Genomic DNA, 14456 nt, shown 5'->3' with positions numbered 1-14456 from the left:
ACTCCTTGTCAAGCTATCGTTGACGCGGGAGACGATCATGTTTTCAGTGATTGCATGCATACGCGATGACCACGATTGGCGCCTGGTGCTGGTGGCCGCCGTGGTTTGCCTGGCGGGTTGTGTCGCAACCATGCTGCTGCTGTTGCGGGCCCAGCGAAGCGAAGGCAACCAGCGCGCTCTGTGGGTCGCTGCCAGTGGTTTTGCCTGCGGCATCGGCGTCTGGTCCACCCATTTCATCGCGATGCTTGCCTATGATGGCGGGATGACGGTTTCCTACGGCGCATCGGGAACAGCGCTCTCCATTGCGGTGGCCGTCGCGGCTGCCTGGGTCGCGTTCACGATCGGTCTCGGTGCGCGCTCGCATTACGCTCTCGCGTCAAGCGGGGTCATCCTGGGTGTGGGTATCGCCGCCATGCACTTTACCGGCATGCAGGCGCTCGAGATGCCCGGCCACATCGTTTACGATGCCAGGTTCACGGCCTTCGCCATCGCTGCCGGTACCGTGCTGGCGTCAGCAGCGCTTCATGCCTTTCATGTGTTGCGTAACATCCGCCGGCTGGCGGTTTCGACCTTGTTGCTCGTCATTTCCATCTGCGTCCTGCATTTTACGTCGATGAGCGGCGTGACGCTGGTGCCGGCGCCGGATATTCCGGCAGCCGATGTCATTCATCCCGCCTGGCTTGCCGGCGGGGTCATTGCTGCCTCGACCATGCTGATCATCCTGGCTTTCGGAGCGGTGTTCGTCGACCGCCATCTGACCGACCTGCGCGGACTTGCCAATGCATCGCTGGAAGGCATGGCCATCGTGCATGAAGGCCGCATCATCGACGCCAATGAGCGCTTCGCACGTTTGGCGGGCTGCAAGGTTCCCGAGCTTGTCGCTAGAGATCCCACCGACATTTTTGCCTTCGGCAAGGAGGGGTTGGAGGGCCATCATCGCGGCGACGGTCCGAGGGAAATCGATCTGGTCAATGTTGCCGGGCAGTCCGTTCCTGTCGAGTTCACGTGCCGGATGATCGAATACCGCGGACGCGAATGCGAGGTGATCTTCGTGCGTGATCTGAGCGCGCGCAAGGAAGCCGAGCGCACCATCGAACATCTGGCGCACCACGATGCCTTGACCGACCTTCCCAACCGCGGTTTCTTCGACCTCCGCCTTGCCCAGGTCATGGCGGCCGCGGCCGCGAAGGACGAGCGCCTTGCCATCCTCTGCCTCGATCTCGATCGGTTCAAGGCGGTCAACGACATCTTTGGCCACGGCGAGGGCGATCGCATCCTGAAGAAGGTTGCCGACATCCTGCGCAAGGCGGTCGGCGAGGGGGATACCGTCGCCCGGCTGGGCGGTGACGAGTTTGCCATCCTTCAGGTCGGGGGCGAGCAACCCGAGGCAGCCCGTCATCTGACAGACCGCATCCTGACGTTTTTTGCCGCCGAGATGGATACGAACCGCGATCCGACCGCCGTTGGCGTCAGCATCGGTGCCGCGATCTACCCGATCGACGGCGACACCGCCGACCGGCTGCGCAACAACGCCGATACCGCGCTCTACCGCGCCAAACAATCCGGCAAGGGGATTGCCTGCTTCTTCGACACGGAGATGGACGAAGCCGTGCGCACCCGCCGGCAGATTGAAAACGACTTGCGTCACGCCGTGCTTCGCCGGCAGCTCTTCCTTGAATATCAACCCCTTGTCGATCTGCGCGGCGACCGGGTTCTGGGCTATGAAGCGCTCTTGCGCTGGATGCATCCCGAGCGCGGCCTGATCAGTCCCGATGTCTTCATCCCCATTGCCGAGCAAAGCGGTTCGATCATCCAGATCGGCGAGTGGGTGCTGGAACAGGCCTGCAGGGAGGCGGCCAAATGGAACGAGCCCTTGCCGGTGTCGGTCAATATCTCGCCGGTGCAATTCCTGCTTCCCAATCTGTTCGACCAGATCTTCGGCATCCTGCGGCGCACGGGGTTGGAGCCGCGCAGGCTGGAGCTGGAGATCACCGAGGCTGCGCTTCTGCACAATCGCGAAGATGTCCTTGCCACCCTCGGGCGGCTGCGCATCCACGGGGTGCACATCGTGATGGACGATTTCGGCACCGGCCATTCCTCGCTCAGCAACTTGCAGACCTTTCCGTTCGACAAGCTGAAGATCGATTGCAGCTTCACCGCTCTGATCGACAAGGACCCTTCGGCGCACGCGATCGTCCGGGCGATCATTGCGCTCGGCAACAGCCTCAACCTGCCTGTCGTGACAGAGGGCGTGGAAACGGAGCGGCAAAGACAGATCCTGGTCGACGAAGGCTGCCTGCAGGTCCAGGGGTTTCTCACCGGCAGGCCCGGGGTTGCGCCCAGCATCGGGCAAGAGGAACAGGCAAGCGAATGGGCGCCCGAGGCGCTGCGTGCCGACGGCTGAATCGGTAGCCGGGAAATGCAAACGGCCGAGCGCACTGCGCCCGGCCATCCGATCTTACGCTTGCCTGCGTATCAACCGACGCTGATCTGGCGCTTTTCCACGACCGACTTTACCGCCGCGTCGGCAAGCGCCAGCGCTGCCAGGCCGTCCTTGCCCGAAGGGGTAATTTCCGTGCCCTTTTCGATCGCGGAGATGAAGCTCTCGATCTCGTTGGCATAGGCTTCGGTGTAGCGGGTCATGAAGAAGTCGTGCAGCGGCGGGCGGGTGTAGCCGTCGCCATTGGCGATTTCGATCGAGACCGGGCGCTGGTTCTCGGCCGAGACGACGCCCTTGGAGCCATGAACCTCGATGCGCTGGTCATAACCGTAGGTGGCGCGACGCGAGTTGGAGATGATCGCCTGCTTGCCGGATGCGGTCTGCAAGATGACGGACACGCTGTCGTAGTCGCCGGCTTCGCCGATCGCCTTGTCGACGAGCACGGCTGCGGTCGCGGTGACCGACTCCGGCTCTTCGCCGAGCAGAAAGCGCGCCATGTCGAAGTCGTGGATCGTCATGTCGCGGAAGATGCCGCCCGAACGCTTGATGTAGTCGACCGGCGGCGCGCCGGGGTCGCGGGACGTGATCGTCACCATCTCGACATCGCCGATCTTGCCGGCGTCGATGGCCTTGCGAACGGCCATGAAATGCGGGTCGAAGCGACGGTTGAAGCCAACCATCAGCTTGCCCTTGGTCTCGGCAACCACCTTCATGCAGGCCCGGACGCGATCGACATCGAGATCGATGGGTTTTTCGCAGAATATCGCCTTGCCGGCGCGGGCGAAACGCTCGATCAGGTCGGCATGGGTGTCGGTCGGCGTGCAGATGACGACAGCGTCGATATCGGCCGACTTTTCGATTGCCTCGATGGTGCGGACCTCGCAGCCATAGGCCTTGGCGATGGCATCGGCTGCGGCCGGGAAGGCATCGGCCACGGCGACGAGCACGGCATCGGGATTGCCGCTGACGGCTTTTGCGTGAACCTTGCCGATGCGTCCAGCGCCCAGAAGACCAAATCTCACTGTCATCTCTGTCTCTCTCGAAATCCGGTCTCTGACCGGGAAGGTGCGTGATGATCGGCGCTCATCGCGCAAAGGCGCCGCGGAAGGGCAATTCCGCGAATCGATTGCAAGGTGTCTGTCGGTCCTGTTGCGCAAGCGGATGCCGCGCGCTTTCCTCTCCCTCGCTCGACCCTTCCCCCCGCGCGGCGACCTATATCGCTCGTTCGGAATGAAATGGCCGATGAAATTATTTTCGGAATTTTTATTCTATTTTTGTGGCGTTCGTCAAGGGCGTGACGCGCTCGCGGGCTTGCGGCGGGAGGTGAATTTCTCCTACAAGACATCCTTTGCCGATCTCGAGCGCAAGCAGCCAGAGGACAGGATGATCAAACTCATCGACCCGGACCACGCCTTTTACCGTCCCTTGTGGCGCCGGATCTTGATTTTCCTGGTCTGCGCCGGATGGGCGGCGCTAGAATTCTATCACGACCAGCCATTCTTCAGCATCATTGCGCTTGCGATTGCCGCCTACGTCGGCTCTTCGCTGCTGCTTTTCTACAAGCCGACCGACAAGGTTGCAGGTGCCGAGAGTTCTGCGGCAAAGGACGAGGCGCCCAAGGCCGACAACGACGCGTGAGTGGCGCTCATGCGGCCTGCAACTGACGTGACGCCTCGTCGATCAGCATGTTGGCGAGTTTCATCCGCGCCGTGGCATTGGCGCGATAGTCTTGCGGCAGGCGGTCTGGATGATTGGCCGCGGCAAAGCTTCGCCGCTTGGCGGCTAGTGTTGCGAGCGTTTCCCGGTCGTCGAGGTCAAGTTCTTCGGCAACCTCTTCAAGACTGGTGCGATTGAGAAACTCCGGCATCGGCTCGACAGGCGGAGGCTCGACGAAAGACGCATCGAAATAGGCGCGCTCTACGGCGGTTCGCGCAGCCGATGCGCTGTCGCTGCCGCCGGCGACAAACGGGGTTGCGTAAGACGGTGCGCGCGGCGTCGCGGCAGTCTCTTCTTCGTCTTCTTCCGTCTTCAGCCGTTCAAGCACGGACTGAAACACCGACATTCCAAACATACAGCCCTCCGCTAGCCCGGCGCAAAATGCCGGATGGAGATTATCCCAGGCTGATCAACCACGTTGATCATGCCGGGCTGATCAACCATGTTGATCATGCTCGCCCCTGCTTGAGAATGAGATCGTAAAGCAGCTTGGCGCTCGGCGGCAGCGCGCGTCCCTCGGCGGTGATCAACCCGTATGGCTTGATGCGGATCGGGATCTCGGTCTTCAGGATGCGGATCTCGCCGGCCGGCGTGCCGTTGTCGGCGATCAGATTGGCAACGTCGAGCGCCACCGGGGCAATCGCGTTGGTATTGCGCACGATCGACAGCGTCAGGATGATCGAGGACGTGTTGATCACGGTGGCCGGCAGCCTTACGCCGGCGGACATGAAACTGTCCTCGACCGCGCGTCGCAGCAGCGTTCCCGGCGGCTGGAACACCCAGTCGTAGGCGGGGAGATCCTCTGCATCGACGACAGGCTTTTCGAGCAGCGGATGGCCGTCGCGCACGATCAGGCAGACCTCCTCGTAGCCGATCTCGACCATGTTGAAGAGGCGCGGGTTGAGATCGTCCGGGACGCGCCCGACGACGAAGTCGTGGCGGGCGGCGAGCAGCTCGCGCGTCAGCACATTGCTGTTTTCGATCTGGATGTTGATTTCGATACCGGGATAAGCGGTGATGACCTGGCGGATGGCGGGAACCGCGAGGTTGAGCGCCGGCCCGGTCACCGATCCGATCGACACGGAGCCGCCGCTGCCGGTCTTCAATTCATTGATTTCGCGTGAGGCCTCGCGCAGTTCCAGAAAGATCGTGCGCGCCCGTCGCGCCAGCGCCTGGCCGTAGCGGGTCAGTTCCACGCCGCGCGCGACTCGCTCGCAGATCGGCGCTTTCAGGATCGTCTCGATCTCGGCCAGCATGCGCGATGCGGCCGGCTGGGAGATGCCGAGGGTCTCCGCAGCCGCACTGATGCGACGATGATCGTCGATCGCCAGGATCAGCCGGAGGTGATTGATCTTGAGGCCCGAGCGAAACAGCCCGCTGTCGAACTGTTCGGCGGCAATGCCTGTCGCGCCGGGCTTTCCGTCTTTGATCATCTCAGACAATCCAGTTTTCAGGATGTTTCAAAAATCACACTGTTTTTGAGTATTATATCAATTATGGTATGCATGCAAAGCGATATTGTATTTGACAGTTATGGCTTTTGATTCCAGTTTTTCCACATGTGCCAGTGCATGTGGGAGCATGCGGGCGGGGAGGTTTTCCTTCACCTTGATCCACCGCCGGAGACTAAGATCTCCGGGTCGGTGGATCGCTGCGCATAGGACGGGGAGGCTGCGGGCCTGCCGGCTTCAACATTTTTGGGAGAGACCAGATGAAATTGATTACCTCGCTTCTCGCAGCGGCCGCGATCTCCGTCGCGTCGTTTGCTGCACCCGCCTTCGCGCAGGACAAGGGCGCCGTTGGCATTTCCATGCCGACGAAGACCTCGACCCGCTGGATCTCCGATGGCGAGACCATGGAGAAGCTGTTCAAGGAAGCCGGTTACACGCCGGACCTGCAGTTTGCTGACGACGATATCCCGAACCAGCTTGCCCAGATCGAAAACATGGTCACCAAGGGTGCCAAGGTTCTCATCATCGGCGCCATCGACGGCACGACCCTTTCCGATATCTTGCAGAAGGCCCATGACGCCGGCGTCAAGGTCATCGCCTATGACCGTCTGATCCGCGATTCGGGCAATGTCGACTACTACGCTACCTTCGACAACTTCCAGGTTGGCGTGCAGCAGGCAACTTCGCTGGTGCAGGGCCTGAAGCTCGACGGCGCGACCGAGCCGAAGAACATCGAACTGTTCGGTGGTTCGCCTGACGATAACAACGCCTTCTTCTTCTACGATGGCGCGATGTCGGTCCTGCAGCCGCTGATCGACAGTGGCAAGCTCGTCGTCAAGTCCGGCCAGAAGGGCATGGATCAGGTCGGCACGCTGCGCTGGGAGGGTGCCGTCGCCCAGGCCCGCATGGAAAACCTGCTGTCCGCCCACTACACCGATGCCAAGGTCGATGGCGTTCTTTCGCCTTATGACGGTCTGTCCATCGGTATCATCTCGGCTCTGAAGGGCGTCGGTTACGGCTCGGGCGACATGCCTATGCCTGTTGTCACCGGCCAGGACGCGGAACTGCCGTCGGTCAAGTCGATCCTTGCTGGCGAACAGTATTCGTCGATCTTCAAGGATACGCGCGAACTCGCCAAGGTCACGGTCGGCATGGTCAACGCGATCATGGAAGGCAAGGAGCCTGAAGTGAACGACACCAAGACCTACGACAACGGTGTCAAGGTCGTTCCGTCCTACCTCCTGAAGCCGGTTGCCGTCGACAAGTCCAACATCAAGGACGTGATGGTCTCCTCCGGTTACTACACCGAAGATCAGATCAACAACTGATCGGATGACGCATGCGGGGTCCGCGATCCGTCGCGGGCCCTTTTATCCGGGTGAGGGAGCCTGTACTCTCTTGCCCACTGCCGCTGGAATGACTGAACATGGACAATATCATTCTCGAAATGCGTGGCATCACCAAGACGTTTCCCGGCGTCAAGGCGCTGGACAATGTCAGCTTCAAGGTTCGCGAAGGTGAGATCCACGCGCTGGTCGGTGAAAACGGCGCCGGCAAATCGACGCTGATGAAGGTCCTGAGCGGTGTTTATCCCGCCGGCACCTATGAGGGCGAGATCTATTATGACGGCGAGCCACGTCGCTTCTCGACCATCTCCGACAGCGAAGACCTCGGCATCATCATCATCCATCAGGAACTGGCGCTGGTCCCGCTGCTGTCGATCGCCGAGAACATCTTTCTGGGCAACGAGATCGCCAGCAATGGCGTCATCCATTGGCCGCAGACCTTCGCCCGCACGCAGGAACTCCTGAAGAAGGTGGGCCTCAGCGAGCCGCCGGCGACGCTGATCACCGACATCGGTGTCGGCAAGCAGCAGCTGGTCGAGATCGCCAAGGCGTTGTCGAAGAAGGTTCGGCTGCTAATCCTCGACGAGCCGACCGCCTCGCTGAACGAAACCGATTCAGATGCGCTGTTGAAGCTCCTGATGGAGTTTCGCACGCAGGGCATGACCTCGATCATCATCTCGCACAAGCTGAACGAGATCCGCAAGGTTGCCGACCAGATCACCATCCTGCGCGACGGCGGCACGGTGGAAACGCTCGACTGTCAGACCGAAGATGTCGGTGAAGACCGGATCATCAGGGGCATGGTCGGCCGTGCGATGGAAGATCGTTACCCGCCGCGCGAGCCGAAGATTGGCGAAACGCTCTTGGAAGTGAAGAACTGGAACGTCTTCCACCAGCATCACCGCGACCGGCAGTTCCTGCACGACGTCAATTTCACCGTGCGCGCCGGCGAAGTGGTCGGCATTGCCGGGCTGATGGGCGCCGGGCGAACCGAAACGGCGATGAGCATCTTCGGCAAGTCCTGGGGCCACAAGATCACCGGCGACGTGTTGATGCGCGGCAAGCCGGTCGACGTCAGCACCATCCCGCGCGCCATTAACGCCGGCCTTGCCTATGTCACCGAGGACCGCAAGCAGTTGGGCCTCGTGCTGATCAACAACATCAAGGAGAACACTACTCTCTCCAACCTGAAGGCGGTGGCGTCCAACGGCGTCATTGACGATCGCAAGGAGGTCAAGGTCGCCTCCGACTATCGTTCGAAGCTGCGCATCCGTTCGCATTCGATCTATCAGGAAACGGTCAATCTTTCCGGCGGCAACCAGCAGAAGGTGGTGCTGTCGAAGTGGCTGTTCACCAATCCCGAGGTCCTCATCCTCGATGAGCCGACACGCGGTATCGATATCGGCGCGAAGTATGAGATCTACACCATCATCAACCAGCTTGCAGCCGAGGGCAAAGGCATCCTGATGATTTCATCGGAGATGCCGGAACTGCTTGGAACCTGCGACCGCATCTACGTCATGAACGAGGGCCGCATTGTCGCCGAGCTTTCGAAGGCGGAAGCGAGCCAGGAATCCATCATGCGTGCCATCATGCGTTCAGGGGAGAAACACTAATGGTCGCCGATACGAGCAACCAACCAAACAAACCCTCGATCGGGGACTATCTCAAGAACAACATCCGCGAATACGGCCTTTTGGTCGCGCTCGTGGTCATCATGCTGTTCTTCCAGTTCGTCACCAATGGCGTGCTGTTCCGCCCGGTCAACATCACCAACCTTGTGCTGCAGAACTCGTTCATCGTCATTATGGCGCTGGGCATGCTCCTGATCATCGTTGCCGGCCATATCGACCTTTCAGTCGGCTCGATCGTCGCCTTCATCGGTGCGATCTCGGCGATCATGCTGGTGAAATGGGGCCTGCCGGCCATCGTGGTCATACCTGCCTGTCTGATCGTTGGCGGCATCATGGGGGCGGCGCAGGGATACTGGGTCGCCTACCAGAAGATCCCGTCCTTCATCGTTACGCTCGCCGGCATGCTCGTCTTTCGCGGGCTGACCTATGTGGTGCTCGGCGGCAGGCCGATCGGACCGTTCCCGAAGGAATTCCAGCTGCTTTCGACCGGCTTCGTTCCGGATTTCCTCTACTTCCTCAATCCCAGGCCCGACCTCATCCAGAACATGGTGGCGCTGGTGGCGGTACTCGCGCTCGTCGGCTACGCCATCTATGCGGGCGTACGCAATCGCCGGGTCAACGAGCAGCACGGCAGCGAAAACGAGCCTTTCGTCTTCTTCGCCATCCAGATGGCGGTCATTGCCGTCGTGGCGCTTTTCATCGGTTACCAGCTTTCGACCTATCGCGGTTTGCCGAACGTGCTGATTGCCATGGGCGTCCTAATCGCGCTCTATACCTTCATCACCACGCGCTCGACGATCGGCCGTCGCATCTATGCCATGGGCGGCAACGTCAAGGCGGCGAAGCTCTCCGGCATCAACACCGAACGGCTGACGTTCTATACCTTCATCAACATGGGGGTTCTGGCCGCGCTTGCCGGCATGATCATCACCGCACGGCTCAATTCGGCAACGCCGAAGGCCGGTGTCGGCTTCGAGCTCGACGTCATTGCGGCCTGCTTCATCGGCGGCGCGTCGGCCTCGGGCGGTGTCGGCAAGATCACCGGCGCTGTCATCGGCGCCTTCATCATGGGCGTGATGAACAACGGCATGTCGATCATGGGTATCGGCATCGATTATCAGCAGCTGATCAAGGGTCTGGTGCTGCTCGCTGCCGTGTTCTTCGACGTCTACAACAAGAACAAGGGCTGACGAGCGACCGAACAGCCCGGATCGAACCAGTAACAAGGAACCGGCGGCCTCGGCTGCCAAGGTTGACAGCGAAGCTGTCGGATTGGGCGGTGCGAGCCACCCGAAGGGCGGCGTTTTCCCTGAAATCAGGTGAGCGCAACGGCCGAACGATGCAAGGAAGGACAGGATCGTGCTGATTTCTCAGATCAGAAACGAAGACGGATCGATAACGGTCGCCGTGCGTGCTGCGGGTGAAACGGCCCGTGCCGTCAACGGTGCAACGAGCGTCTATGCGCTGGCGATGGAAGCGGCCAATGCCGGGCGCAGCCTGAAGGAGACGATCGAGGCCAAGGGCCTTGGCGCTTCGATCGATCTCGAAAGGGCCTATGCCGATGGACGTTTCCTGCCGCCGATCACCCACCCCGATCCGGCGCATCTGCATCTGACCGGCACGGGGCTGACGCATCTGGGTTCGGCTGCTACCCGCGACGCCATGCACAAGAAGGCCACCGAGACGGCGGAAGAGACGCTGACCGACTCCATGAAGATGTTCCGCATGGGCCTTGAGGGCGGCAAGCCGAAACAGGGTGAGATCGGTGCGCAGCCGGAATGGTTCTACAAGGGTAACGGCACCTCTGCCGTCGCGCCCGGCTCGGCGCTCGTGTCGCCCGCCTTTGCCGAAGACGGCGGCGAAGAGCCGGAAATGGCCGGCATTTATGTGATCTCGGAGACGGGCACGCCGTTCCGCATCGGCTTTGCCGTCGCCAACGAGTTTTCCGACCACAAGACCGAGCGGGTCAACTACCTCTGGCTCGCCCACTCGAAGCTGCGCCAGGCGAGCTTCGGCCCCGAAATTCGCGTCGGTGCGGCGCCTGAGGATGTCAGGGGCACATCGCGCATCCTGCGCGGCGGCAAGGTGCTGTGGGAAAAGCCGTTCCTTTCGGGCGAGGCCAACATGTCGCACAGCTTTGCCAACCTCGAACACCACCACTTCAAGTACGGCCTGTTCCGTCAGCCGGGCGACGTCCATGTGCACATGTTCGGCACGGCGACGCTGTCCTTCGGTGACGGCATCCGCACCGAGGAGGGGGATGTCTTCGAGATCGAGGCCGCCGAGTTCGGCCTTGCCCTGCGCAACCCGCTGGCGATCGCCGCCGACGAGCAGGTCGCCATACATCAGCTCTGATATATCTGGTATGCCAGCGGCAGGCCGCCACAAGCGGCTGCCCGCGAAAACAAGATGAAGGAGGCTGAGGCCCATGACATTGCACCAGAACCTGATTGCCGGCGAGTGGGTTGGCGGGGATGGCGTTGCCAACATCAATCCGTCCGACACCAACGACGTGATCGGGGAGTATGCCCGCGCCTCGGCCGAAGATGCCAAGGCTGCGATTGCGGCGGCGAAAGCTGCGTTTCCGGCCTGGTCGCGCTCCGGCATTCTCGAGCGCCACGCCATCCTTCGCAAGACCGCCGACGAGATCCTGGCGCGCAAGGACGAACTCGGGCGGCTTTTGTCGCGCGAAGAGGGCAAGACGCTGGCCGAAGGCATCGGCGAGACCGTGCGTGCGGGCCAGATCTTCGACTTCTTCGCCGGCGAGGCGCTGAGGCTGGCTGGCGAGGTCATCCCTTCGGTGCGCCCGAACATCGGCGTCGAGATCACCCGCGAGCCGGTCGGCGTCGTCGGCATCATCACGCCCTGGAACTTTCCGATCGCCATTCCCGCCTGGAAGATCGCGCCGGCGCTCTGCTACGGCAACACCATCGTCTTCAAGCCGGCCGAACTGGTGCCCGGCTGCGCTCACGCGATCGTCGATATTCTCGTACGCGCCGGCCTGCCGAAGGGCGTGTTGAACCTGGTCATGGGCAAGGGCTCGGTCGTCGGCCAGGCGATGCTCGACAGCCCCGACGTCCAGGCGATCACTTTCACCGGTTCGACCGGCACAGGGAAACGCGTGGCGCTCGCCTCGGTCGAGCACAATCGCAAGTACCAGCTGGAAATGGGCGGCAAGAACCCGTTCGTGGTGCTCGACGATGCCGATCTCGGGGTTGCCGTCGAAGCGGCCGTCAACTCCGCCTTCTTCTCCACCGGCCAGCGCTGCACCGCATCGTCGCGGGTGATCGTGACCGAAGGCATTCATGACCGCTTCGTTCAGGCGATGGGCGAGCGCATGAAGGGTCTGGTCATCGACGATGCCTTGAAGGCCGGCACTCACATTGGCCCCGTGGTCGACCAGAGCCAGCTCAACCAGGACACAGACTACATCGCCATCGGCAAACAGGAAGGCGCAAAGCTCGCCTTCGGCGGCGAGTTGCTGAAGCGCGACACGCCCGGCTTCTACCTGCAGCCGGCGCTGTTTACCGAGGCGACCAACCAGATGCGCATCAGCCAAGAAGAGATCTTCGGACCGGTCGCATCGGTGATCCGGGTGAAGGACTATGACGAGGCGCTCAGCGTTGCCAACGACACGCCATTCGGCCTGTCGTCGGGCATTGCCACCACCAGCCTGAAACACGCGACGCATTTCAAGCGCAACGCGGAGGCCGGCATGGTGATGGTCAACCTGCCGACCGCCGGCGTCGATTTCCACGTGCCCTTCGGCGGCCGCAAGGGCTCCTCCCATGGCTCGCGCGAGCAGGGGCGCTATGCCGCCGAATTCTACACAACCGTCAAGACGGCATACACCCTGGCTTAAGGGCGCCGTCCAGGGCCCGCGTTTCGGCGCGGGCCGCTCAAGGAAGGACAACATGAAGAAGAAAGCTGAGTGGCCGCGCAAGTTGCGTTCGCAGGAATGGTTCGGCGGCACGGGCAAGAATGCCATCATGCACCGCTCCTGGATGAAGAACCAGGGTCTGCCTGCCGACACCTTCGACGGCCGGCCGATCATCGGCATCTGCAACACTTGGTCGGAGTTGACGCCGTGCAACGCGCACTTGCGTGATCTCGCCGAGCGGGTGAAGCGCGGCGTCTACGAGGCTGGCGGCTTTCCGGTCGAGTTCCCGGTGTTTTCCGTCGGCGAAAGCACGCTGAGGCCAACGGCGATGATGTTCCGCAACCTGGCGGCCATGGATGTCGAAGAGGCGATCCGCGGCAATCCGGTCGACGGCGTCGTGCTGCTCGGCGGCTGCGACAAGACCACGCCGAGCCTCTTGATGGGGGCTGCCAGCGTCGACATCCCGGTCATTCTCGTTTCCGGCGGCCCGATGCTGAACGGCAAGTGGCGCGGTAATGACGTCGGCTCCGGCACCGCCATCTGGCAGTTTTCGGAAATGGTGAAGTCCGGCGAGATGTCGCTCGACGAGTTCATGGATGCGGAGCAGGGCATGGCGCGTTCGGCCGGCAGCTGCATGACCATGGGCACCGCCTCGACCATGGCCTCCATGGCCGAAGCGCTCGGCATGACGCTTCCCGGCAATGCGGCGATCCCCGCCGTCGATGCCCGCAGGCGTGTGATCTCCCAACTTTCCGGCCGCCGCATCGTCGACATGGTCAAGGAAGACTTGAAGCCGTCCGACATCCTGACGCGAGAAGCGTTCGAGAATGCCATTCGCGTCAACGGCGCCGTCGGCGGCTCGACCAATGCCGTCTTGCATCTTCTGGCGCTTGCCGGTCGCATCGGCGTGGATCTGACGCTCGACGACTGGGACAAGCTTGGCCGCGACGTGCCGACGATCGTCAATCTGCAGCCGTCGGGCAAGCACCTGATGGAAGAGTTCTACTACGCGGGCGGCCTGCCGGTGGTGATCAAGGCCGTCGGTGAAATGGGCCTCCTGCACAAGGACGCTTTGACCGTCACCGGTGACACGATCTGGAACGGCGTCAAGGACGTCACCAATTACAACGACGACGTCATCGTCCCGCGTGAAAAGGCGCTGACGCAGTCGGGTGGCATCGCGGTGCTGCGCGGCAATCTGGCGCCCAAGGGCTGCGTCTTGAAGCCATCGGCCGCATCGCCGCACCTGATGCAGCACAAGGGTCGCGCTGTGGTCTTTGAAAGCATCGAGGATTACCACGCCCGCATCAACCGCGACGATCTCGATATCGACGAGACCTGCGTGATGGTGCTGAAATACTGCGGCCCCAAGGGCTATCCCGGCATGGCCGAGGTCGGCAACATGGGCCTGCCGCCGAAGGTCTTGAAGAAGGGCATCACCGACATGATCCGCATTTCCGATGCGCGCATGTCGGGCACCGCCTATGGCACCGTCATCCTGCACACCGCGCCGGAAGCAGCTGCCGGCGGGCCGCTCGCGCTGGTCGAAAACGGCGATATGATTGCCGTCGACGTTCCCGCCCGCACCATCCGCCTTGAGGTTTCCGACGAAGAACTGGCCCGCCGCCGCGCAGCCTGGGTCTCGCCCGTGAAGCCGCAAAAGGGCGGCTATGGCGGCCTCTACGTCAACACGGTCATGCAGGCCGATACTGGCGCCGATCTCGATTTCCTGGTCGGGGCGCGCGGTTCCGTCGTCGAACGCGACAGCCACTAGGCAGGCTGAGCACGAGCGAAATCGTCGCTCGTGCTCCTCTAATCATCACCCTGGAGCTGCCGCCTTGTTTCGGCCGACAAGCACCAGGAAAACCAGCTTCGGCATGATTATTTGATTCTGCCCTGCCTGTCGTTTCAAAAGGAAACGTCGAAGTGGGGCCGGCGTTGTTTCGCCAGGCGCTTCCTTTGCAGCGTTCGACGACATGCCCGCGGTGG

Annotated in this window: 11 protein-coding genes; 8 read left to right on the top strand and 3 right to left on the bottom strand. The window is 61.8% G+C overall.

Annotated elements, in window-relative coordinates:
- Positions 1–37: 37 nt before the first annotated feature.
- Positions 38–2404 (top strand): bifunctional diguanylate cyclase/phosphodiesterase, encoded by a 2367-nt coding sequence (locus HT585_RS11900; protein WP_176353075.1) that lies wholly within the window; start codon positions 38–40, stop codon positions 2402–2404.
- A gap of 71 nt (positions 2405–2475) precedes the next feature.
- Here HT585_RS11900 and iolG read toward each other — a convergent pair whose 3' ends face one another.
- On the bottom strand, positions 2476–3468 hold the full coding sequence (iolG, locus tag HT585_RS11895; RefSeq protein ID WP_176353074.1) for an inositol 2-dehydrogenase: 993 nt from the start codon (positions 3466–3468) through the stop codon (positions 2476–2478).
- Positions 3469–3505: 37 nt separating this feature from the next.
- On the opposite strand from iolG, the gene HT585_RS31690 reads away from it, so the two are divergent.
- Positions 3506–4078 carry a hypothetical protein gene (locus HT585_RS31690; protein ID WP_246707627.1) on the top strand — a complete coding sequence of 191 codons (573 nt, stop codon included), beginning with the start codon at positions 3506–3508 and terminating at the stop codon, positions 4076–4078.
- A gap of 7 nt (positions 4079–4085) precedes the next feature.
- Here the strand turns inward: HT585_RS31690 and HT585_RS11885 are convergent, their stop codons facing one another.
- Positions 4086–4511 (bottom strand): hypothetical protein, encoded by a 426-nt coding sequence (locus HT585_RS11885; RefSeq protein WP_176353073.1) that lies wholly within the window; start codon positions 4509–4511, stop codon positions 4086–4088.
- Between the two features lie 94 nt (positions 4512–4605).
- Positions 4606–5589 (bottom strand): LysR family transcriptional regulator, encoded by a 984-nt coding sequence (locus HT585_RS11880; RefSeq protein ID WP_176353072.1) that lies wholly within the window; start codon positions 5587–5589, stop codon positions 4606–4608.
- Positions 5590–5867: 278 nt separating this feature from the next.
- Between HT585_RS11880 and chvE the strand changes: the two genes are divergently transcribed.
- The 6 genes from chvE (at position 5868) to araD (ending at position 14241) form a co-directional block, all read left to right on the top strand.
- Entirely contained in the window at positions 5868–6935 is a 1068-nt protein-coding gene (chvE, locus tag HT585_RS11875; RefSeq protein WP_176353071.1) for a multiple monosaccharide ABC transporter substrate-binding protein, read from the top strand.
- Between the two features lie 98 nt (positions 6936–7033).
- A complete protein-coding gene (gene mmsA, locus HT585_RS11870) occupies positions 7034–8569 on the top strand; it encodes a multiple monosaccharide ABC transporter ATP-binding protein (RefSeq protein WP_176353070.1) in 1536 nt (511 codons plus the stop codon).
- Entirely contained in the window at positions 8569–9777 is a 1209-nt protein-coding gene (gene mmsB, locus HT585_RS11865) for a multiple monosaccharide ABC transporter permease (RefSeq protein WP_176353069.1), read from the top strand. Before mmsA ends, mmsB begins: the two co-directional genes overlap by 1 nt.
- Positions 9778–9946: 169 nt before the next feature.
- Complete coding sequence (gene araD1 / locus HT585_RS11860) at positions 9947–10942, top strand: AraD1 family protein (protein ID WP_176353068.1); 996 nt, start codon at positions 9947–9949, stop codon at positions 10940–10942.
- A gap of 73 nt (positions 10943–11015) precedes the next feature.
- Positions 11016–12449 (top strand): aldehyde dehydrogenase family protein, encoded by a 1434-nt coding sequence (locus tag HT585_RS11855; RefSeq protein ID WP_176353067.1) that lies wholly within the window; start codon positions 11016–11018, stop codon positions 12447–12449.
- A 52-nt stretch (positions 12450–12501) separates the two neighbouring features.
- Entirely contained in the window at positions 12502–14241 is a 1740-nt protein-coding gene (gene araD, locus HT585_RS11850) for an L-arabinonate dehydratase (protein WP_176353066.1), read from the top strand.
- The last annotated feature ends 215 nt before the right edge of the window (positions 14242–14456 follow it).

This window comes from Ensifer oleiphilus (genome assembly GCF_013371465.1).
GTDB classification, from domain to species: domain Bacteria; phylum Pseudomonadota; class Alphaproteobacteria; order Rhizobiales; family Rhizobiaceae; genus Ensifer; species Ensifer oleiphilus.
Note: the sequence above shows the minus strand (reverse complement) of the source record. Positions and strands in the feature narration are given on the sequence as shown.